This window comes from Halalkalibacter sp. HAAS-P014, assembly GCF_056619965.1.
Genome location: NZ_JBWQTV010000018.1, coordinates 84,173 through 105,666, shown reverse-complemented (window position 1 = coordinate 105,666; position 21,494 = coordinate 84,173). Strand labels below are relative to the sequence as shown.

19 protein-coding genes are annotated in these 21,494 nt (G+C 40.7%); 12 read left to right on the top strand and 7 right to left on the bottom strand.

The genetic code is table 11. The features are described from left to right. Position 1: 1 nt before the first annotated feature. The 4 genes from AC1FXZ_RS15935 to lipL all read right to left on the bottom strand — a co-directional run bounded on the left by AC1FXZ_RS15935 (position 2) and on the right by lipL (position 4,390). The gene (locus AC1FXZ_RS15935) at positions 2–1,024 is read right to left on the bottom strand and encodes a TAXI family TRAP transporter solute-binding subunit (protein WP_480055413.1); all 1,023 of its coding nucleotides are present in this window, start codon (positions 1,022–1,024) and stop codon (positions 2–4) included. A gap of 68 nt (positions 1,025–1,092) precedes the next feature. Further along, positions 1,093–1,950, bottom strand: coding sequence for an MBL fold metallo-hydrolase (locus AC1FXZ_RS15930; RefSeq protein WP_480055411.1), 858 nt, complete (start codon positions 1,948–1,950; stop codon positions 1,093–1,095). A 301-nt stretch (positions 1,951–2,251) separates the two neighbouring features. Further along, entirely contained in the window at positions 2,252–3,457 is a 1,206-nt protein-coding gene (locus AC1FXZ_RS15925; protein WP_480055409.1) for an ROK family protein, read from the bottom strand. Positions 3,458–3,553: 96 nt separating this feature from the next. Continuing rightward, positions 3,554–4,390: an octanoyl-[GcvH]:protein N-octanoyltransferase gene (lipL, locus tag AC1FXZ_RS15920; protein WP_480055407.1), complete on the bottom strand. Its 837-nt coding sequence runs from the start codon at positions 4,388–4,390 to the stop codon at positions 3,554–3,556. A 270-nt stretch (positions 4,391–4,660) separates the two neighbouring features. Between lipL and AC1FXZ_RS15915 the strand changes: the two genes are divergently transcribed. From AC1FXZ_RS15915 to AC1FXZ_RS15900, 4 genes are all read left to right on the top strand, one after another. Continuing rightward, the gene (locus AC1FXZ_RS15915; RefSeq protein WP_480055405.1) at positions 4,661–4,885 is read left to right on the top strand and encodes a YuzB family protein; all 225 of its coding nucleotides are present in this window, start codon (positions 4,661–4,663) and stop codon (positions 4,883–4,885) included. 177 nt (positions 4,886–5,062) lie between these two features. Beyond that, positions 5,063–6,361 carry an HD domain-containing protein gene (locus AC1FXZ_RS15910; RefSeq protein ID WP_480055403.1) on the top strand — a complete coding sequence of 433 codons (1,299 nt, stop codon included), beginning with the start codon at positions 5,063–5,065 and terminating at the stop codon, positions 6,359–6,361. A 19-nt stretch (positions 6,362–6,380) separates the two neighbouring features. Continuing rightward, positions 6,381–6,884 carry a YwgA family protein gene (locus AC1FXZ_RS15905; RefSeq protein WP_480055401.1) on the top strand — a complete coding sequence of 168 codons (504 nt, stop codon included), beginning with the start codon at positions 6,381–6,383 and terminating at the stop codon, positions 6,882–6,884. A 142-nt stretch (positions 6,885–7,026) separates the two neighbouring features. After that, positions 7,027–7,551, top strand: coding sequence for a YwhD family protein (locus tag AC1FXZ_RS15900; protein WP_480055399.1), 525 nt, complete (start codon positions 7,027–7,029; stop codon positions 7,549–7,551). A gap of 487 nt (positions 7,552–8,038) precedes the next feature. Here AC1FXZ_RS15900 and AC1FXZ_RS15895 read toward each other — a convergent pair whose 3' ends face one another. Then, the gene (locus AC1FXZ_RS15895; protein ID WP_480055397.1) at positions 8,039–10,108 is read right to left on the bottom strand and encodes a transglycosylase domain-containing protein; all 2,070 of its coding nucleotides are present in this window, start codon (positions 10,106–10,108) and stop codon (positions 8,039–8,041) included. Positions 10,109–10,348: 240 nt separating this feature from the next. Between AC1FXZ_RS15895 and speE the strand changes: the two genes are divergently transcribed. The 3 genes from speE (at position 10,349) to argS (ending at position 13,465) form a co-directional block, all read left to right on the top strand. Further along, positions 10,349–11,176, top strand: coding sequence for a spermidine synthase (speE, locus tag AC1FXZ_RS15890; protein WP_480055395.1), 828 nt, complete (start codon positions 10,349–10,351; stop codon positions 11,174–11,176). 176 nt (positions 11,177–11,352) lie between these two features. Beyond that, positions 11,353–11,802, top strand: a complete 450-nt coding sequence (locus tag AC1FXZ_RS15885; protein WP_480055393.1) for a YwiB family protein — start codon at positions 11,353–11,355, stop codon at positions 11,800–11,802. Then, on the top strand, positions 11,795–13,465 hold the full coding sequence (gene argS / locus AC1FXZ_RS15880) for an arginine--tRNA ligase (RefSeq protein WP_480055391.1): 1,671 nt from the start codon (positions 11,795–11,797) through the stop codon (positions 13,463–13,465). Before AC1FXZ_RS15885 ends, argS begins: the two co-directional genes overlap by 8 nt. Positions 13,466–13,669: 204 nt before the next feature. Here argS and AC1FXZ_RS15875 read toward each other — a convergent pair whose 3' ends face one another. Then, positions 13,670–14,158: a hypothetical protein gene (locus AC1FXZ_RS15875; RefSeq protein WP_480055389.1), complete on the bottom strand. Its 489-nt coding sequence runs from the start codon at positions 14,156–14,158 to the stop codon at positions 13,670–13,672. Positions 14,159–14,461: 303 nt separating this feature from the next. Here AC1FXZ_RS15875 and AC1FXZ_RS15870 point away from each other — a divergent pair, with 303 nt between their 5' ends. The 3 genes from AC1FXZ_RS15870 to AC1FXZ_RS15860 all read left to right on the top strand — a co-directional run bounded on the left by AC1FXZ_RS15870 (position 14,462) and on the right by AC1FXZ_RS15860 (position 15,996). Then, on the top strand, positions 14,462–14,944 hold the full coding sequence (locus tag AC1FXZ_RS15870) for a DUF456 domain-containing protein (protein ID WP_480055387.1): 483 nt from the start codon (positions 14,462–14,464) through the stop codon (positions 14,942–14,944). Positions 14,945–15,030: 86 nt separating this feature from the next. Further along, positions 15,031–15,201, top strand: a complete 171-nt coding sequence (locus AC1FXZ_RS15865; protein WP_480055385.1) for a XapX domain-containing protein — start codon at positions 15,031–15,033, stop codon at positions 15,199–15,201. Between the two features lie 21 nt (positions 15,202–15,222). Next, entirely contained in the window at positions 15,223–15,996 is a 774-nt protein-coding gene (locus AC1FXZ_RS15860) for an alpha/beta fold hydrolase (RefSeq protein ID WP_480055383.1), read from the top strand. A 73-nt stretch (positions 15,997–16,069) separates the two neighbouring features. Here the strand turns inward: AC1FXZ_RS15860 and cls are convergent, their stop codons facing one another. Continuing rightward, a complete protein-coding gene (gene cls / locus AC1FXZ_RS15855; RefSeq protein WP_480055381.1) occupies positions 16,070–17,266 on the bottom strand; it encodes a cardiolipin synthase in 1,197 nt (398 codons plus the stop codon). Between the two features lie 579 nt (positions 17,267–17,845). On the opposite strand from cls, the gene AC1FXZ_RS15850 reads away from it, so the two are divergent. Continuing rightward, positions 17,846–19,948, top strand: a complete 2,103-nt coding sequence (locus tag AC1FXZ_RS15850; protein WP_480055379.1) for a heterodisulfide reductase-related iron-sulfur binding cluster — start codon at positions 17,846–17,848, stop codon at positions 19,946–19,948. Between the two features lie 355 nt (positions 19,949–20,303). Next, positions 20,304–21,485, top strand: coding sequence for an acetyl-CoA C-acetyltransferase (locus AC1FXZ_RS15845; RefSeq protein WP_480055377.1), 1,182 nt, complete (start codon positions 20,304–20,306; stop codon positions 21,483–21,485). The last annotated feature ends 9 nt before the right edge of the window (positions 21,486–21,494 follow it).

Below are 21,494 nucleotides of genomic sequence, written 5' to 3'. Positions count from 1 at the left end.
ATTAATCTAGAATTCCTATTTCTTTATAATATTTTTCAGCTCCAGAGTGGAGAGGGATTTGAATTCCTTCATTAATTGTTTCTTCATTAATAGCACTTGCAGAAGGATGCAGGTCAGTAAACTGATCTTGATACTCTAAAATTGATTTTAAATAGTTATAAACTAACTCTTCAGATGTATCTTTGTCTGTAAACATAAGAAGGTCAAGTGAACCAATGTTTACATCCGTATCTTGACCAGCATACGTACCTGAATCTACTGTTCTGAAATTATAATACGGGTGTACTTCAAGGAACTTTTCTTGTACGTCTTCTTCAACAGTAAGGATGCGTACATCTGTCATAGAAGCTGCTTCATTTACAAGTGGAGCAGGAACTGAACCCATAACGATACCAGCGTCAATACTTCTATTTTGAAGGCCGTCTTGTACTTCTTGGTAACCTAAAGGCAACATGTTATAATCAGATTCCTCTAAACCATAGCCAGCTGATAGCAATTCTTTTAAAAATAACTCAGGAGCTGAACCTGGGCTTGCACCGACACGTTTTCCTTCTAAGTCAGCAAATGTTTCAATCGAAGAATCTTCACGAACTAAAACATGGACAGCGGCATAACCTAAATTCGCAATACCACGAATGTTTGGATGTTCTCCTGGAATGTGTTCCTCAGTTCCTTCGTATAGCTTGTACACACTAGGTGCAGAGTTGGCACCTAGTGCAGCACGGCCACTTGCTCCTCGTTCTAATGTTAAGGTCATAACTTCTGTCGATCCACTTGTTGCTTCTGTAACCAATTGAACTCCTGGCATTAAGTCATTTGTATTGAAGATGTTGCTAATACCAGCATTTAATATATAAAGAATGCCACCGGTACCTGAAGTATAAACAGGAACACTGCCGGACAATTCATCTTCAGAACCATTGCCTCCCGATTCAGACTGTTCACTGTTACATGCTGCAATGATCACTGCCATGACTGTTAGTAGTAAAAAGATGCTAAAATTGCGTAAGCGCTTTCGATTCATTTTTCTGATTCCTCCTGTTAGTAGGGTAGGCAAAGGCCTTAGAGGCCCCTGCTTTTAGAATAAATAGACTAAACTTTTAATTCTGATAAATCTGTTGCTAGATCGATCTCTGATAAGTCTTGTGTAATTTCAATTGAACCTTTATAATACTCAGCGACTTGGTCAATTAGATCATTTGGCAAATTAGGTGCTAGGTGGATGAGTGCAAGCTTTTTAGGGTTTGCCTCACGCGCAATTTCTCCTACTTGTCTTGGGGAACAATGTCCCATTAAATTTACTAGTTGCTCGGCGTTTAATTCTGGTCTTGCTTCTTGTAAAAACTTTGAAGGTGGCTTTCCTGCCATAACTTCATGGATGAGAACATCACAATCTTTCGCAAAGTCAGCAAAGCCAAGAACAGGGGCTGTATCACCTGAAATGACAACTGACTTTCCTTCGCATTCAATTCGGTAAGCTAATGAGTAATCAACATACTCACCATGGTGGACGCGAAATACGTTAATGTTGAACGGTCCGATTGTGAATTGATGACCTCCAAATACCTCTGTAACGTTTGGTTCTTTCCAAGCGCCTGGGCCACGAATCCCTCTTCTGTAGATAAGATCACGATAATAGACCTTTTTGAAGAGTAAGTCAGTTACTTCTTGTGTTCCGTTTGGTCCATATACATTAATAGGTGTCTCGCGATCTGTGACAAATCCAGTTTGAACAAATGCATCATAGTCACCAAAGTGATCCCAGTGAAGGTGAGTAAAGACAAGGTGATTGATGTCCTTATGACTGATGTTTGCTTCGAATAGTCTTCTGTTAACTCCAGGGCCACAATCGAAAAGAACGTTGTGTCCTTCGTGACTGATTAATATTCCTTGACCGACGCGATCAACGTTGGGGATAGGAAGTCCAGTACCTAAAAATTTAATTTTCATCTCATTTTCCTCCAAACTTTATTAAACTATGGTTTAGCTAATTTAGCAGTACTTTTTTAAAAAAAAATACTAAAAATGTTATAAAGCGCTTTCAAACGATACGAGATTCTTCACCTTAAGAAGGTGTGTAACAAGATTAAGCTTCATTTTACCTTTTGTTCTTTTTGAACTAAAGATAGTAAAAAAAATTCCGCTTGCCTTTTGTTGTTTTTGAACTAAAGTGAGTAAAAAAAAGTAGTGAGTTTTTGATTCCCTTTGAGATCATTGTAAAGGACGATTTTTATTTTATCAAGAACTTTTTTTATAAAATCGAATTTTCAGAAAGGTCACTACTCATAAAAGATTGCAAAACAGCGACAGCAATGCCTTCGACTGCAGATGTATCTTTTTGTTTGCTAAACGTAACTTCTTTGTTATAGGCAATAAATTGTTTTGCTGTTTGGATTGCTTCTTCATAGTAATTAGGCATCCACTGAACCAAAGGGCCACCTAAAACGACAACACTTGATTGAAAAATATTAATTAAATTTGCTACACCAATCCCAAAATAGTAAGCAGATTCTTTTATAACATCCTGTGCTTGTTTTTCATTCGCTAATCGTTTAATGATTTTCTCGATTGAAATGAATTGTTCATGATCTTTAAGGTCGTTATACAGATTTGGGTGACTTTCTTTTAAATTGTTTAGGATTGCCTGTAATGTTGAATAGGTGGAAACACAGCCTCGACTTCCACAGGAACATGCTTTTCCAGTTGGGTTAATGACCATATGCCCATAACTAGTCGCATTACCGTATTCAGGTTTAACAATTTTACCATCAGTAATAATGCCACAGACAAATACCCAACCGTTAAAGCAATGAAGAATGTTTTTGTGAGAATTGCGTAAGTATTTATATTCCCCTAAAGAGGTCATGCTAGTGGCATTTTCGAGTAAGACGTTAACCGGGTGAACTTCTTTTATCATCTCTATAATCGGTACGTTTTCCCAACCAGGTGCTAAGAAATGTTCAGGGTTTAAGATGATCCCTTTTTCGCCATCTAAAGGACCAACTGTAGCAATTCCTACCCCTAATAACTCATCAGAAGTAAAGTGATGGTTTTCCATGAATGATTGAATTGTCGCATTAATATTTGTAAGAACAACGGTTGGGGTATGTTTCTTTGTCATTGAAAAAGTTGTTTCGTTTAATGGATTTAGAAAAAGGTCAAATAAAGTGATTCTTGTACTTATTCGTGTTATATGCACACTAATAATAAATCCACTTCGAGCATTCGCTTGATAAATAAGGGGAGGACGACCACCTGATGGTTTGTCATACCCGGCTTTTTCAATATAATGTTCCTCGAGTAACTCATCTAAGATACGTGCTACTTTCAAACGCTTTAATTTCGTCATTTCGCATAGCTTTGCTTGTGTAATCGGACCATACTGATAAATATACTCATAGATTGTTCTAGTAGATTTGTTTACGATAGAGTCATCTGCTAGAAAGTTCTTTAACATGCTGTCACCTCTTGACTACAAACTATAATAAAATAGATTCTATTCGTATAGTAGCACACTTTTGTTGTTAATGAACAGAAGTGTGCTGCGTTTTATTTATCGTGTTAATGCTTTTTCATTGCGGGTTGTCACGCGTTCATAATTCTCAATGAATACCCGTTGTTCCTCTTCGGAAAATGGGTGAAGCGTGAACTGAACACCTTGCTTTTGAACAGTTACTAATAATAATTTCATCATATCAGCAATTGTAAACTGTTCATCAAGGAGTTCATTCAATGAAGCCATTGTTTCCGGTTTGATAGTTGGGTACGTAAACTTCGTTTCTTTTCCGTTTACCGCTTTTTCGTAAAAATGCTTGATTAACTCAGCTCGTGCGCTGCCACTGCCTGTTACACAAAGGTAAATTTGAACAGCGATCCCACCACGAATCCGGCGCTGTGAAATGCCAGCAAACTTCTTTCCGCCAATGCTTAAGTCAAAGCTACCCGGACAATACGATCCGACAATCTCATAAGCATCAATTTGAACTGGATAATCTTTGAACATGTCTTTTATGAGGGCGTACATCAGCTCGTAGCCATGATCGATTGAAAATCCTTTTTCCTCTTTTAGAATAAGCGAAATGTTGAGGACACCACTGTCTAAGACAACAGCGAGCCCACCTGAATTTCGAACAATAACGCGATAGCCCTGTGACTCCAAATACGTGCGTCCAGAATGGATAGCTGGAAGGCGGCTGTCTTGGATGCCAAGGACAATTGTGTCGTGGTGGACCCATGTTCGGATTGTAGCAGTCTCGTCGTGCTGGCCGATAAACGTACAAAGGGTGTCATCGTAAGCAAATGATTGCAATGCATCAAAGTCGGGGCCAAACGTTGTATGGTCAAGCAAGCGCCAAATGTTGGAGACTAGTTGTAAGTTAGATTTGTTCATGTTGAAACTCCTATTAGTTCGTTAGTCATGGTCATTATTATAACATGTACGAATGCTTTGTTAACAAAATTAGGGGAGGTGACTGGGTGATGAGGATGAGGTGCAGGAAAAGAGATTGGTTAACAGGGCCTTCAAAAGGATTTCTTTAGCAAATACTGCTCCAGCGTGATCTGATTGCGAATGACGAAGTTTATGTTATACTAGTTGATGGTTTAAAAGTAGATAATTACGTTGAACATATAGATAATTGCATAAGAAGGAGTAAGGAAAATGGCAAATGAATTTCGTATTTGTGATGAGTGCCAAGCGACGAATATTAAGACACTTGTTCCTCGGTTGAAAAAGGTGGATGCAGAAGCAACTATTGATATTCGCTGTCAGTCATACTGTGGACCAGGAAGAAAAAAGTCGTTTGCATTTGTGAACAATCGCCCAGTAGCAGCACCAGATGAAGACCATCTGATCGAAAAAGTTCTGAAAAAAGTGAAAAAATAAGTCCCAGTTGCTGTGGTAACTGGGATTTTTGGGGTCAGACCCCAGTTTGTCGCTTTACAGCATTGAACAGGGGTCAGTCCCCTCTTTACTATACTAAAGAGGGGACTGACCCCTGACATGTTTGCTTTGTTCCGTTATAATGGAAGTACTATTACCTGAAAAACGAGAGGAACGGACATGACAAAACCATTTTACGGTCAATTAGAAGAAGAGAAAGTATTTAAAGACCCAGTTCACCGCTATATTCATGTGCGTGATGAACTGATATGGGCTTTAATTGGCACAAAGGAATTTCAACGCTTGCGCCGGATACGACAGCTCGGTACAACATATGTGACGTTTCACGGTGCAGAACATACCCGTTTTAACCATTCGCTCGGTGTGTATGAAATTACAAGAAGAATTCTTGAAGTGTTTGAAGGACGCCCTCATTGGAATGAAAATGAACGTCTGTTGACGTTGGCAGCAGCGCTGCTTCACGATGTCGGGCACGGGCCGTTTTCGCATTCGTTTGAAAAAGTGTTTGATACAGATCACGAAGAGTGGACAAGACAAATCATCCTAGGAAATACAGAAGTGAACGAAGTCCTCTCAAATGTTGGCCCTGACTTTCCTCAAGCGGTTGCGGATGTTATTGAGAAGACGTATTCTAATAAACTCGTAACAAGCATTATCTCAAGCCAAATCGATGCTGATCGAATGGACTACCTCCAACGTGATGCCTACTATACAGGGGTTAGTTACGGGCATTTCGACATGGAGAGAATTTTGCGTGTCATGCGTCCAATGGAGGATCAAGTCGTAATTAAACAAAGTGGGATGCATGCAGTCGAAGATTATATAATGAGTCGCTACCAAATGTACTGGCAGGTTTATTTCCACCCAGTAACGCGCAGTGCCGAAGTCATTTTAAGCAAAATTTTTAAACGAGCAAAAGAACTACATGAACAAGGCTACCAATTTAAACATAAGCCACACCATTTTTATTCCTTTTTTAATGGAAAAGGGAGCTTGAACGATTATTTACGGCTAGATGAGTCGATAACTCTCTATTATTTTCAAATTTGGCAAGAAGAAGAGGATCGCATTTTGCGTGATCTTTGTGTAAGATTCGTTAATAGACGATTATTTAAATATGTCGAATTTAATCCGAATTTAAGCATGAATGACTGGCCGGTACTCCAAGAATTATTCCGAAAAGCGAACTTAAATCCTGACTATTATTTAGTCATTGATTCATCTTCAGACCTCCCGTATGATTTCTACCGACCAGGTGAAGAGGAAGAGCGCTTACCGATTCATTTAGTTATGCCAAATGGGAAACTGCGTGAATTGTCGAGGGAATCTGATGTTGTCGAAGCAATATCAGGGAAAAAGCGTACCGATCACAAACTCTATTTTCCGCTTGACTATTTAGAGGACGAGCGTGAGCATAAAGACGTTAAAAAGAAGATTAGAGAGTTACTGAACGTTTAGGATAAAGGGGGAACGAACGTTGCTGAAGGATCATGCAAATGTAATGGCACTTTTTTTGCAAGCAGGAGAGGTTATCGGACGGAAAAAGCTGCAAAAGATCATTTATATTGCAAAAAAAATGGACGTGCCATTTTCGGAGCGTTTTAAATTTCATATGTTTGGACCGTATTCAGAAGAACTAAGCTTACGGGTAGAAGAGCTGTGCAACTTAGGATTTGTCAGTGAAAATAAAGAGGATAAAGGAAACTACTATCAGTATCGCTATGTCCTTTCCGGTGAAGGCCAAAAGTTTCTAGATTTATATCAATTTGATTTGCCCGAAATCCAGGAACTCGTAGATCAATTAAACAGTCAAAGCTCACGTTTTTTGGAGCTTGTATCGACGCTTTTGTACTTCGAGGAACTATCACGTGATGAAGTAAAAGAGAAAGTGTTTACATTGAAAAAGAAATCAAACTATACAGAAGATGACATAGAAAAAGCCTACCAGTTTATCGAAATGCTTCGCAAACTAGCACACTAAAGAGAGTCCCACATCCTTTTTAAGGAGAGTGGGTTTTTGTTTTTTTTGTTGTCGAACAATTCTGTAAGCAGTTGTAGGTGTAGAAGTGGGAGCACTGTGATAAAATTAGTAATAAGATAAAAAGGGGAAAGGGTGAAAGAATATGGACTTATTAAATAATGATAACTTAAAAAAGAAAACGGGCGGATTTAACATTTTAAGCAATGACTCAACGGATGGTCATGGTGGTTATGGCGCAGGGGTTATGAACCTTGATAATGTATCACCAGTATTCATTGATCCAGCTGAAGGGGAAGCTTTCGTTGATATGGGTGCACTACACGCTCGCTCTGCGATTGAGAAAAGGATTAAATTCCTTCCAGATAAAGAAAAGGTTCCAAACGGCAAGCTCTATTGGCTCGTATGGGTAACAATCAATTACAAAGACGGCAAGCCATATTACGCTGGAGTAGCAGGTTGTGAAATGACTGTTGACACAGAAATTAGAAGAGGCTACAAAAGTTTGCCTGAACACGTCAACAAAATGGATAAATCATTAAAAGGCCACATTTTAATCGACGAAATGGACGACAAATCAAAAGCAATCCTCGCTACCTACTTAAAAGAACACAATGAAGAAATGTGGAACAACTCAAACAAAGAACTCCACACCGCGCTAGAGGTTTAATACCAAAAGGCCGGTTTTGCCTTTTGGTATTAAACCGAAGCATTGAGCGAAGCCGGTGCAATCTTTTGAAAGCCTGCTATGAGTGGATTTCTCATAGCAGGCGCGCAACGTGTGGAGCCAATGCTGCTTCCTTGAATCTGCTAAAAGGGTTTCAGTGGCCTTTTTTGCAAACTGATTATGCAGGTGTTTCGCTTTTTGTAAAGACCTAATTTCAAAAAACTATGAAAGATTTTTGAACACTGGTTGCGACCCTTGAGCTTTTTGTTTATTACGAGTAAACTGAAGGAAGTATAAACGCACATTTATACTAGGACACGAAAAAGCGCAAGGAATTGGACACTCCTTGCGCTTTTTCATTTAAATTCAATTTTTCAGTAAGCTACTTCCATAATCGTTGGAGAGTAGTTTTTTTGCTAGATTTTACAAAAGACCGGCTGTCTCTTAATTGGGGTTATGTTAAAGCCCCTCAAGAAACAGCCGTCTTTTTTTAATGACCAAACCATTTAAAAAAACGATCGATAAAATTTTCTTTCTCATGTGTTTCCTCATCAATGGCTTCAACAGGTTCACCATCATCAGCTGGTTTTGGGCATTCCTTTGTCGGTTCGGTTCCTTCAACGAAGTAACTGACTCGATGTGTTGGGCAGTGTTCAGTTGCTAGTAACCCGTTACTTGGGTCAACTTCTACGCCGACAACACCATCAGGAATAGGGAAATCTAGCGCAGGCTGATTTTCCAATGCCCCCTCAATAAAGTTTGCCCAAATCTTTTTCGCGTTTTGGCCGTCTGATGAGTGGTTTAATCTTTGGCCTTGATTATAGCCAACCCATACACTTGTGACAAGCTGTGGTGTATAACCGACCATCCAGCTATCAAATTCAGTTGAACCAGATTTTCCTGCGACCGGCCGATTTACTATGTGAGAAATCGAGCCACCGGTAACGGATGCGTGTGCGTTTAAATATGGATCAAACATACCCGTCATAATATCTGTAATAATAAAGGCTAGCTTTGGATCAAGCACTTGTACGAGTTCAGGTTCTGATTCGTATAGCACTTCTCCTTCTGCATCAACGACTTTACGAATGAAGCGAGGCTCAACTCTCTTTCCGCCATTTGCAAAGGCACTGTAAGCTCGCGCCATCTCGGCGATTCCGACATCAGATGTTCCTAAAGCTAGAGATGGTCTTTCATCAAGTGTACTTTCGACACCAACGCGTTGGGCAGCCTCAATAAGTTTATCCATTCCTAAAAGGAGATGGGTTTTGACGGCAAAGATATTATCCGAGAATGCCATTGCTTGCAGCAATGTTATGAAATCATCGGCATAATTATCGTTAAAATTCGTCGGTGACCAAGTTGAGCGGCCATCATCGACTTGGAATGTGGTTGCCTCACTTAATAACGTTGAAGCTGTTGTAAAGCCATTTTCAAGTGCTGCGTAGTAAAGAAACGGCTTGAACGCCGACCCAGGACTTCTTCTTGCTTCTGTTGCCCGGTTATAAGGGCTTTTTACATAATCTTTTCCACCAACAAGCGCTTTGACATCGCCGGTACGTGGGTCCATCGCAACTAATGCTGTTTCGAGTTCAGAGTCAGGCATGATTTCATCAACCCAATACTCAGCTTCTTTTTGCATGTCAGGATCAAGTGTTGTATACACTTTTAAGCCACCAGCTTCAAATAATGCTGGGTCAATTTGAACTTCCTCCACTAAAATTTTCTCAACAGCATCTTGAAAATAGGGTCCTACTGTTGAAGGGCTGTCGAGTTCATCACGAATAAAATCTAGTGGTTCTTCATAAGCCTCGTCTGCTTCAACTTGAGTAATATAGCCATTTTCCACCATTGATTGCAGTACAATGGCCTGACGATTTTTAGCCCGGTCCAAATCAAATAAAGGAGAATAATAGCTTGGCCCTTTTGGAATCCCTGAGAGCATACTCGCTTCAGCAAGTGATAAATGACTCGCTGGTTTCCCATAATAATGGTGCGCAGCAGCCTCAATCCCATAAGCCCCATGTCCGTAATAGACAGTATTTAGATACCCTTCTAAGATTTGATCCTTGCTATAATTCATTTCTAAGCGTAACGCATAAAGCAGCTCGTTCCACTTCCGGACCCACGTTTTATCATGGCTTAAATAAAGGTTTCTGGCATACTGTTGTGTGAGTGTACTAGCACCTTGGGCCATAGATCCTGCCCGTAAGTTGGCTACGACTGCCCCACCAATTCTAGTGACATCAAAACCAAAATGTTGATAGAACCGTTTGTCTTCAATGGAGATCGTTGCCTCAATTACATCAGAGTCAATTGATTTTAAATCAACCCAGTGCCGGTTTTCCCCTTGATGGTGCTGGCCAATTGGGGAGTTGTCGGCTCCGTAAAAGACGGTTGTTTGTGGAACATTTAATGGAGGTGGTCCTTGCATTTTTGTGTAAGATAGAAGCGCGACGGCACTCCCAGCTGCTAAAACTAAAAAGATTAATAATAGACGAAAAAATAAACGGACTAAGCGCCTTCTTCGGCGTACTCGTCGGTCAATGACGATTTCCATTACGTCACCCCGTTCTTTAAAAATAAAGTAAAATAATTAAGTAAATAGATTGCGATGATTTCGCAGTAGTACTACCATGATTGGTAAAAAATCTATTTTTTAAACGTGCAGGAGAACTCTTTGGATAAGTTTTCCTTGCTTTTTTTGTCTAGTGCTTTATAATTCATTTGTTACGAGTAGAACGGGTTCGAATAGACAACCCTATACATGAATAAGTTTGGAATTTATGAGGTGACGAATATGGAATTATGGTATACAGAAAAACAAACTGAACGTTTTGGAATTACAGCGAAAATAAAGCGAACTCATCATACAGAACAAACAGATTTTCAAAAGCTTGATATGATTGAAACAGAAGAGTTTGGCAATATGCTCGTGTTAGACGGCATGGTGATGACAACGGAAAAAGACGAATTTGTTTATCATGAAATGGTTGCGCATGTGCCTTTGTTTACTCACCCCAACCCGAAAAATGTTCTGGTCGTTGGTGGAGGCGACGGAGGGGTGATCCGGGAAATCTTAAAGCATCCTTCTGTTGAAAAAGCTACGCTTGTTGAAATTGACGGCAAAGTAATCGAGTATTCAAAAAAATACTTGCCAACGATTGCTGGTGCGCTTGATGACCATCGAGTTGATGTTCAAGTCGATGATGGTTTCATGCATATTGCTAAATCAGAGGCTGAATATGATGTGATCATGGTTGACTCGACAGAACCGGTTGGACCAGCTGTGAAACTATTTGAGAAAGGTTTCTATGAAGGCATTTCAAAAGCGTTGAAAGAAGATGGTGTATTTGTTGCGCAAACGGACAACCCATGGTTCCAAAGCGAATTGATTACGAAAGTATTCAAAGATGTAAAAGAAATCTTTCCAATTACGCGCCTCTACACAGCAAACATTCCAACGTACCCAAGTGGACTTTGGACATTCACGATCGGCACAAAAAAACACGACCCACTAGAGGTTGAAGAAAGCCGCTTTCATGAGATCGACACGAAATACTACACAAAAGAATTGCACAAAGCAGCATTTGTCCTCCCGAAATTCGTCGCCGACTTAGTAAAATAAAGCAAACCCAAAAGAGCAACCTAGCCAGGTTGCTCTTTTTGAGGGAGTGGGGGTCAGACCCCGCAGTGGTGCTTTAAAGAAGTAAAGAGGGGTCTGACCCCATACTCTTTTTTTCCAGCCTTGCAACTGGTGGACAAACTCGCTAAACTTGAAGGATAGAGAGGTGTGCGAGCCACATGAATAAAACGATCAAACGTTCAATAAAAATGCGTTTTCAAACTAAAATCAATCATGGTGATCATACGGAGTCTCATGAGTTTACAACTCGTGGTGAACTGTTTCATAAAGGAGCCCAAGATTATTTGCGTTTTTCCGAGTCTTTATCGGAAACAGACACGGTTCAAACAACAATGAAATGGGATGGAAGAGAGCTGATGTTAATTCGCCAAGGAGCGATCTTAATGCGCCAAGGCTTTATCGCCGGTACAGAAACCTATGGACGCTATGTTACACCAGAGGCATCGTGGGAAACGACAGCAACAACGGACAAGCTCCTCGTAAAATGGCCTTGTGGAAAACAACGTGGCAGCATTCAACTTACATACAAATTTGTCTTACAAGGCCAAGAAACAGGAACTCATCAAGTACGGTTGACATTAGAGGAGGATAAAACAAAAAATGAATAGTGTAGAGCAGATTAAGCAGCAATTAAAAGACGAAATCGTTGCAGCAGTGAAAGAAGCAGGACTGGCAAGTGCTGAGGAAATTCCTGAAGTCATTTTAGAAACACCGAAAGAAAAAGCGCACGGTGATTACGCGACAAACATGGCAATGCAATTAGCGCGAGTTGCGAAAAAAGCACCACGCATGATTGCCGAAGAACTTGTTGCAAAACTAAACTACGAGCGTGCATCGGTAGAAAAAGTAGACATTGCCGGTCCTGGGTTTATCAACTTTTTCATGGATAATAGCTACTTGCGTGAAGTCATCCCAACCGTTATAAAAGCTGGCGATGCTTATGGGGAGACGAATGTTGGAGGGGGCAAACGGATCCAAGTTGAGTTTGTTTCAGCTAATCCAACAGGAACCCTGCACTTAGGTCATGCGCGTGGGGCAGCTGTTGGTGATGCGCTGTGTAACGTCCTTGCCAAAGCAGGCTACGATGTTGAGCGTGAGTATTATATCAATGATGCAGGAAATCAGATCCATAACTTAACGCTTTCTCTTGAAGCTCGTTACTATCAAGCGTTAGGCCAAGACAAACCAATGCCAGAAGATGGTTACCATGGTCAGGATATTATCGGATTTGGACAAGCATTAGCTGATGAGTACGGCGATAAGTATGTCCATGTTTCAGAAGAAGAGCGTCATACATTTTTACGCCAATATGGTCTTGAGAAAGAATTAGAAAAAATTAAAATAGACTTAAAAGAGTACCGTGTCGAGTTTGATGAGTGGTTCTCTGAAACTTCATTATATGAATCAGGAAAAGTAACAGAAACCTTGCAAGTGTTAAAAGATAAAGGCGAAACATACGAAGAAGATGGAGCAACATGGTTCCGCTCAACAACCTACGGCGATGATAAAGACCGTGTGTTAATTAAAAATGACGGAAGTTACACATATTTAACGCCGGACATTGCCTATCACCAAGATAAAATGAACCGTGGTTTTGAAAAATTAATCAACATTTGGGGAGCTGACCATCACGGATACATTCCACGTATGAGAGCAGCGATTCAAGCGCTCGGCTATGCACCAGAGCAACTTGATGTTGAGATTATTCAAATGGTGAGTTTGTTCCAAGGTGGCGAAAAAGTGAAGATGAGTAAGCGTACAGGAAAAGCCGTTACGCTCCGTGACTTGATGGAAGAGGTTGGAATTGATGCAACCCGTTACTTCTTTGCGATGCGAAGCTCAGATACTCAGCTAGATTTCGATATGGACTTAGCTGTATCTAAATCAAATGAAAATCCAGTCTACTATGTTCAATATGCCCACGCTCGCGTATGCAGCATGCTGCGTCAAGGAGCAGAACAAGGAATGGAATTCGATGAATCAACAGATCTATCTGTACTGTCATCTGAAAAAGCATACGATTTACTCAAGGCAATTGGTGACTTCCCAGAGGTTGTAGCGGAAGCGGCAGAAAAACAAATTCCACACCGCATCACAAACTATGTTCACGACCTAGCATCAACACTGCACAGCTTTTACAACGCAGAACGAGTCATCGACCCAGAACAAAAAGAAGCATCATCAGCACGACTAGCACTCATGAAAGCAACCCAAATCACCATCAAAAACGCCCTAGCCCTAGTAGGCGTAAAAGCCCCAGAAAAAATGTAGGAGAGAAAAAGGAACCAGGCGAATTTCCTGGTTCCTTTTTCTCGAGAGCAATGAGCGAACCCGCCGTAAACGGTCTTAAGTATGTTGGGTGCATTTCCCAACATACGCACGGCGAGAGAAGCATTGCCAACTATGAGAAGCAATAAATTTATCAACCAGGTAACCGTACAGATGATTACATTCTCTGCGCGTTTTTTACTGATTTCAACGAGTATTTGTAGAGCTTTTTGATTCCTTCTTATTTTCAAAAAGAAGGGATTGTAACACATATAATAAAGGTGCCTTATATAAGAAATAAAGAAAAAATTGTAGATTGTTAATACGAACTAAGGAATAATACCTTAATTTTTTTGCGAAAAAAGAGGCTGGAAATGCAAAGACGGCATGTGCCAACATATTGAGTGAAATAAACCGTTTGAAATTTCCGTATGCCATTGTAAGCGTCCATAATGAAACCATCAGAAACGGACCTATTTGAAAGGGAAATTCCCCAAAAAAGGATGATTTCGGTTTATTATAGAAAACCCACCACCTTTGTTTTTTTCCATAACGTTGATGAAACATTTCTAACAGCAAAATAAGGATGGATGCTGGTAGAAATCTTTTTATGTTTCGTAACCCTAATGAAGGAAATGTCAACCATGATAATAAGACCATTCCTATATTAAGTAACCATTGATTTTTCGTTATCATCTTTAACAACTCCTTTTTCTTTAGAGTTTCCTATGTAAATAAAGATATTCCGATTAATAAATTGAGCAGCAGCCTCTTCAGTTTTAAGCATGATGGGCGAAATCCCCACAAGACAGAGCGAGCCACCTCATCCAGCTGTACACATTTTTTACTGGAATATAAAATTAACGCATAGGATGTTTTTTCCTAAGCATTTTTGATTTTTAGCAGGTGAAATGGAAAAGCTATAATATTTTCGAATAAGCTGATAAAAATGAAGTAGCAGCTCTATTTAAGAACTTAAGCAGCACAAGGAGGTTGAGAATGGAGATCGTCATTTGGATTCTCATCATAGCTCTATTTATATTGAGTTTTGTTGGTTTGGTTTTTCCGATCATTCCTTCCGTTTTAGTATTGTGGGGAGGATTTCTCCTCTATGCGTTTGTCATAAGCGCGCAAGCATTGTCAACTTGGTTTTGGATTGGAATAGGACTCTTAACAATCGTTATTCTTGGTGCTGACTTGATTGCGAGTCAGTTTTTTGTGAAAAAATATGGAGGCTCTAAATGGGGGGAGAGGATGGCTGCGATTGGAGTCATTGTTGGATCATTTATCTACCCACCATTTGGTTTGATCTTAGTGCCATTTTTGCTTGTTTTCGTAACAGAACTCGTCACAAGTCAGAATACCCAGCACGCATTTAAAGTGGCAGTGGCTTCCTTACTTGCATTTTTAAGTAGTACTTTTGCCAAAGCGGTCATTCAACTAATTATGATCATTTGGTTTGTTATTGAAGTTGTTTTTTAAAACAAACTAAAAATGGGCCTTTTTAAGAGTGGTCGAATAAAGGCATGATTTTCACACATAGTAAAGATAGAAAGAAGGGGTAACTTATGCAAGAAGTATTTTTAGCATTAATTGCAGGACTTGTTGTTGGGTTTTTATTTGCACTAATTAAACTACCAATACCGGCGCCACCTGCGTTTGCCGGAGTGATGGGAATAGTAGGCGTTTACTTAGGATATAAGATGTTTCATTGGCTTCTTCCATTTATTCAATCATAGGAGGAAAGGAGGCAAGGTCATTTGCCATACTTAACAGCAGAGAATACGCATTTTTATTATGAAGTTCATGGCACAGGGACACCGATTATTTTTTTTCATCCACCCGTAATGGGTATAGAGACGTTTCAATACCAGCTTCCGTTAGCTGAAAAGTACCAGCTTATTTTTCTTGATTTAACCGATAGTGGCCGTAGTTCGAAACGAGCCCCACAAACATCTGTAACAGACTTTGCACAGATCGCCCATACGCTTGCAATGAAGTTGAAATTGGACTCTGTTCTCGTCTGTGGTTACTCAAACGGTAGCTCGATTGCTCAGGAATTTGCGCTCCTATACCCGGAAATGACGAAGGGAGTCATCCTAATCAGTGGCTTTCCTGAAGTATCATCGTTTTTACTGAAAAGAGAGTTTGATTTAGGAATTTGGGCTGCGAATAAGGAGCTTATGGACTTGTTTTCATTTGTCTTGCCAACGGCTCATTTTCGTTCGAAAAAAGATAAGAAAAAAATGGAGTTTTTCATTAAGCGTAGCGACCCGGCTACATTAAGAGAAATTTACGAAAAAGGAAAGCAGTATAAATCAACGGATAGGTTAAAGAAAATAAAAGCACCCGTACTAACAATTTATGGAAAGCTTGATACGGTTGCAACGTTATATGCTCTCATGTTTTATGCAGAATTAAAAGACCTAGATGTCGTACTCATAAGTGGTGTTGCCCATCAAGTCCCTACTAAGCGACCTGACCAATGCAACTCGATCATCGACAGCTGGATTAAACGAAAACAGCTTTCGTAGTTAGTGAAAAAGGACCCAGTTTTGGGTCCTTTTTTTGGGGAGGGGTCAGACCCCCCTTTATTGCTGTGCTGTGCTACAGGAGGCCGGAGACAAGTTTGGCTACTTTTTCTTTTCCTTTTTGTGTGAGAGGACGTTTTTTGTAGGCTTCTAGTGTGAGTCGTTCTGAAATGGAGATATCATGCTCCATCTCGCCGAGCACGGTTTGAATGAACTCAGCATCGTAAATCAAACAGTTGATCTCATGGTTAATATGGAAGCTTCGTTGATCAAAATTGGCTGTGCCAATATCACAAACTTGATTGTCGATGACAACCGACTTTGCATGGAAAAAGCCACGATAATATTGATACACATTGACTCCTGCCTCTAGCAATGGTTTAAAGTACGGAAATGCTGCTTCTTTTACAAGAGGGTGATCTCCTTTTTTCGGTACGATTAACTTTACATCAACCCCACGCCCGGCAGCAGCAATTAACTCCTTTTGCAAGGCCTGACCCGGAATGTAATAAGGCGTTCCGATCACAATGGTTTCCTTTGCTTGACTAATTAAATTGATGAACGTCTCTTCTAAATAGACACCATCTGTTGGCAAAATTCGCAATGGAATGGGGCCTTTTTTTAGTGTTGGATAATGCGAAGGCTTTTCCATAAATTTTTGCTTTGCTGTTTGCCAGTCTTGTAAAAACTGTTCCTGCAAATCCTGGACACCATCTCCGTAAAGGCGAAGGTGAAAATCACGCCATGGTCCAAACTTAGGATCCCTTCCTAAATATTCATCGCCAACATTATACCCACCAATGTAACCAACTTGCCCGTCTACGATTACTAATTTTCGATGGTTTCTTCTGTTAAACGTGAAAAAGAGGTAAGGAAGCGAAACTGGATGAGAATAAGCAAATCTGACACCTGCTTCTTTTAAACGTTTTAGGTCTTTTTTGCTAATATCAGAACCTAAGCGATCAACTAGGAGCCGAACTGTGACACCTTCTTTTGCTTTGCTTTCTAATATATTTAAAAACTTGCTGCTTATATGATCATTTCGAATGATGTAAAAAAGCAAATGAACATGATCCGTTGCTTGTTGGATATCAGCAAATAATCGTTTGAAAAACTCATCACCAGTAGGTAACATTGTCACGTCACTGTAGCGAGTTTTTTGATCATGCCGAGTTGCTTCCTTTCGCTGTTGCTTTAAACCGAGTATAAAATCAATACGTAACCATATCAAAACGGCAATAATAATTAAAGCAGTAATAACCCATCCATTCATCGCATAACCTTCCTTCTACAAGAGCATGTTTTTTATTTTGCAATGCTTGCTACCATCCATATGCTGCCTAAAAAGACAGAGATGTCCCGAAAAGTTCATTGCAAGCGCAAAAGTCATATTTATAGCATGTACGAAAATCACTGAAATCATGAGAAAAAAGAATGGCAAGTTTCGAGGGGGCTGAATAAGTCCATCTTTCACCTTTTCCAGTTCATTCTAAGCCATGTGTGAAGCCATCCTACTCTTTTAAGTATGCCCAAAAAGCGCACAGCTAGTGCAGTACTGGCACTTTCCTAATTAATCTGAAGTGCTTTTTTCCTTTTGGCTGTTTTTGTATAGATTGTTGCTATTAGAAAGTTTTTACTCGTAGTGAAATGGAGCGGAAGTCATTCGACTCCTGTGGGATTTAGAGGTAGGGGCGAGACCCCACAGCCGAGGAGGCTCGGCACCTCCCCACGGAAAGCGAGTGATTGGAGCGAAATGGAACGAACATGTGAATACACTCAAGCCCAAAATTGTGATATACTAAATTTATCTAACTATTTTAACTATTCTAAAAGATACAAAGGAGGTCGTAAAATGGAAACGCTAACATTAATTAATTGGCTTATGTTTTTACTCGTCACCTGTTATGCCGTGTATTTATTTATTACACTTGTCAAAACAAGGTATGAATACATTAAGCTCGGCAAGAAAGCAGAATTTCAACATACGATGAGAGAGCGTCTTAATGCAATTTGGGTCAATGTATTTGGCCAGAAAAAATTGATGAAGGACAAAAAGAGTGGAACGATTCATTTAATGTTCTTCTACGGCTTTTTACTTGTTCAACTTGGGGCGATTGATTTAATTTGGAAAGGGCTTGCGATTGGATCGCATTTGCCACTTGGTGGAATTTATCCTTATTTTACGTTTTTCCAAGAAATTGTTGTTCTCATGATCTTAGTTGCTGTTTACTGGGCATTCCACCGTCGTTATGTGGAAAAGCTAGGTCGTCTGAAGCGCAACTGGAAAGCTGGACTTGTGTTGATTTTTATCGGGGGATTGATGACATCTAAGTTACTCGCAAAAGGGATGGAACTCATTTGGCTTGAAAAATCATTAAGTGGGTTTGAGCCGATCGCATCTGGTATTGCCGCTGTCTTTGGCTTTGTGTCTCCGGCTGTTGCGGGCGCTTTATTCTTTGTGTTCTGGTGGATGCACTTATTATTCTTATTAACATTTTTAGTGTACGTACCACAATCTAAGCATGCTCACTTACTTGCGGGGCCAGTCAATGTCTTTTTAGGGCGTACACATAAAGTTGGCCAACTGTCTTCGATTAACTTTGAAGATGAAGAACAAGAAGTGTTTGGAGTCAACAAAATTGAAGACTTCAACCAAAAGCAGCTTGTCGATCTTTATGCATGTGTTGAATGTGGACGCTGTACAAATATGTGTCCAGCAAGTGGAACTGGTAAGATGCTCTCACCAATGGATTTAATCGTGAAAATGCGCGACCATTTAACGGAAAAAGGGGCTGCTGTAACGTCAAAATCAGCTTGGCTGCCAGCATATGCGTTTTCGAACACGAAAGCGAACCAACTAGCGATGCAAGGAGCCGGAAGCAAGGAAGCAGCTGCGGGCTATGACGTTAGCTTAATTGGTGATGTAATAACTGAAGAAGAGATTTGGGCTTGTACAACATGCCGTAACTGTGAAGATCAGTGCCCGGTGATGAATGAGCATGTTGATAAGATCATCGATATGCGTCGCTATCTTGTGTTAACAGAAGGGCAAATGGATGCCGATGCCCAGCGTGCTATGACAAACATTGAGCGCCAAGGCAATCCGTGGGGAATCAGCCGAAAAGAGCGCGAAAACTGGAGAAATGGCCGTGATGATATTCACGTACCGACGGTAAAAGAAATGGAGAAAGCAGGAGAAGAATTTGAATTTTTATTCTTCGCAGGTTCAATGGGCTCCTACGATAAACGCAGTCAAAAAATCGCACAGTCTTTTGCGAAGGTGATGAATGAAGCAGATGTGAAGTTTGCGATTATCGGAAACAAAGAGAAGAATTCAGGCGATACGCCAAGACGTCTTGGGAATGAGTTCTTGTTCCAAGAGCTTGCAACGGCAAACATTGAATTGTTCAAAAAGCACAACGTGAAAAAAATCGTTACGATTGACCCACATGCTTACAACACCTTCAAAAATGAGTATCCAGAGTTCGGCCTTGAAGATGTCGAAGTGTTCCACCATACAGAATTACTCGCTGAGCTAATTAAAGAAGGCCGCATCAAGCCAAAACATGAAGTAAATGAAAAAATCGTTTATCATGATTCTTGTTATCTCGGACGTTACAACGAAGTTTACGAGCCACCACGCGAAATTTTACAGGCGATTCCGGGAGTAGAAATCGTTGAAATGAAACGTAATCGCCAGGACGGCATGTGTTGCGGAGCCGGTGGTGGCATGATGTGGATGGAAGAAGATACGGGTACTCGTGTGAACGTTGCTAGAACGGAGCAGGCACTTGAAGTTGAGCCATCCGTGATCGGAAGTGGCTGTCCGTATTGCTTAACGATGCTAAGTGACGGAACGAAAGCAAAAGAAGTCGAAGAAGGCGTTCAAACGCTTGACTTAGTCGAAATTTTAGAAAAATCGCTCGTCCAAAAAGAAAATGAAGTCGTACAGTAGAATATTGGGGAAAGGGCTTTCATATAATGAGGGAAAGAGCATGAAAGAGTGGTTTCAATGGCTCCACTAAAGATGCTCTGAAAAAAACTATGTGTCGCGCAAGCCTCAAGACTGCTAGTGACATGACCCCTTAGTTAGCAGTCGAATAAAAGCCATGCAAGAAGAGGAAGGGTACCCCATAACCTTCCTCTTTGTCAAAAAGAAAAAGGGTGACTCTAAACGCAATTGACTCCTTGTACAGAGAGCATATGGAGATTGTTGTAGGGGTCACTCCTTTTTTTATGAAAAAAAGAACGGCGCTTTTCAACAAGGATATGAGTGAGCGTTCGTTCGAAAGTCTTACGAAGGGGGAATCGTGGTGAGAACAGTAATTGTCAGTGGTGCGAGAACAGCTTTTGCAAAATATGGAGGGGCACTTCGCGATTTACGGGCCAGTGAGTTAGGAGCATATGCGATTCGTGCTGCCTTAACACGAGCGAACTGGGATAAAGACCAGGTAGACGAAGTGATTCTTGGAAATGTGCTCCAAGCTGGTCAGGGACAAATACCATCACGTCAAGCCTTGAATTATGCCGGTTTGCCGTGGCAAGTCAAAACGGAAACGATTAACAAAGTTTGTGCCTCAGGGATGAGAAGTGTGACAATGGCTGATCAAACCATTCGCTTAAAAGAAGCAGATGTGATTGTTGCTGGTGGAATGGAATCGATGAGCAATGTCCCATATTACCTTCCCGAAGTAAGATGGGGCAGGCGCATGGGGGATGGCAAGCTGATTGATGGCATGATCTACGATGGATTGACGTGTTCTTTTCGCGATGTTCATATGGGCACATACGGAAGTGCTGTTGCCAGAGAGCTAGGGATCCGAAGAGAGGAGCAGGATGAGTGGGCATATGAAAGCCACCAAAAGGCGATGGCAGCGATTGAATCAGGCAAACTGGCAGAAGAAATCACCCCGGTACAAATACAACAGAAAAAAGGCGACCCAATCATCATTGATAAAGATGAAGCCCCACGTAAAGATACATCACTTGAAGCGCTAGCAAACTTAAAGCCGGCCTTCTCAAAGGACGGAACCATTACAGCAGGAAATGCACCTGGCATTAATGATGGAGCAGCTGCACTTCTTCTCATGAGTGAAACAAAAGCAAAGCAAACAGGACAAAAACCACTAGCAACAATCATCGCCCACACCTCCCTAGCCACTAAACCAGAGGACTTTCCGAAAACACCCGGACTCGTCATTAACAAGCTACTGCAAAAAACAAATAAAGAGGTTAGAGACATCAACCTTTTTGAAATCAATGAGGCCTTTAGTGCTGTTGCCTTGGCAAGCAAACAAATTGCTAGTTTAAACAGTGAAAACATCAATGTAAATGGAGGAGCCGTCGCGCTTGGACATCCAATCGGAGCAAGTGGCACACGAATCATCTTAACGCTTGCCCATGAACTAAAACGAAGAGGTGGGGGGCTTGGAATCGCTGCGATTTGTAGTGGTGGTGGCCAAGGAGATGCAATTTTAATTGAAGTGACTTGAGAAAGGAGA

What these genes read in the sequence shown, in the direction of transcription:
- AC1FXZ_RS15935 (WP_480055413.1), bottom strand. Translation starts at nt 1,024, where the DNA reads ATGAATCGAAAGCGCTTACGCAATTTTAGCATCTTTTTACTACTAACA.
- AC1FXZ_RS15930 (WP_480055411.1), bottom strand. Translation starts at nt 1,950, where the DNA reads ATGAAAATTAAATTTTTAGGTACTGGACTTCCTATCCCCAACGTTGAT.
- AC1FXZ_RS15925 (WP_480055409.1), bottom strand. Translation starts at nt 3,457, where the DNA reads ATGTTAAAGAACTTTCTAGCAGATGACTCTATCGTAAACAAATCTACT.
- lipL (WP_480055407.1), bottom strand. Translation starts at nt 4,390, where the DNA reads ATGAACAAATCTAACTTACAACTAGTCTCCAACATTTGGCGCTTGCTT.
- AC1FXZ_RS15915 (WP_480055405.1), top strand. Translation starts at nt 4,661, where the DNA reads ATGGCAAATGAATTTCGTATTTGTGATGAGTGCCAAGCGACGAATATT.
- AC1FXZ_RS15910 (WP_480055403.1), top strand. Translation starts at nt 5,063, where the DNA reads ATGACAAAACCATTTTACGGTCAATTAGAAGAAGAGAAAGTATTTAAA.
- AC1FXZ_RS15900 (WP_480055399.1), top strand. Translation starts at nt 7,027, where the DNA reads ATGGACTTATTAAATAATGATAACTTAAAAAAGAAAACGGGCGGATTT.
- AC1FXZ_RS15895 (WP_480055397.1), bottom strand. Translation starts at nt 10,108, where the DNA reads ATGGAAATCGTCATTGACCGACGAGTACGCCGAAGAAGGCGCTTAGTC.
- speE (WP_480055395.1), top strand. Translation starts at nt 10,349, where the DNA reads ATGGAATTATGGTATACAGAAAAACAAACTGAACGTTTTGGAATTACA.
- AC1FXZ_RS15885 (WP_480055393.1), top strand. Translation starts at nt 11,353, where the DNA reads ATGAATAAAACGATCAAACGTTCAATAAAAATGCGTTTTCAAACTAAA.
- argS (WP_480055391.1), top strand. Translation starts at nt 11,795, where the DNA reads ATGAATAGTGTAGAGCAGATTAAGCAGCAATTAAAAGACGAAATCGTT.
- AC1FXZ_RS15875 (WP_480055389.1), bottom strand. Translation starts at nt 14,158, where the DNA reads ATGATAACGAAAAATCAATGGTTACTTAATATAGGAATGGTCTTATTA.
- AC1FXZ_RS15870 (WP_480055387.1), top strand. Translation starts at nt 14,462, where the DNA reads ATGGAGATCGTCATTTGGATTCTCATCATAGCTCTATTTATATTGAGT.
- AC1FXZ_RS15865 (WP_480055385.1), top strand. Translation starts at nt 15,031, where the DNA reads ATGCAAGAAGTATTTTTAGCATTAATTGCAGGACTTGTTGTTGGGTTT.
- cls (WP_480055381.1), bottom strand. Translation starts at nt 17,266, where the DNA reads ATGAATGGATGGGTTATTACTGCTTTAATTATTATTGCCGTTTTGATA.
- AC1FXZ_RS15850 (WP_480055379.1), top strand. Translation starts at nt 17,846, where the DNA reads ATGGAAACGCTAACATTAATTAATTGGCTTATGTTTTTACTCGTCACC.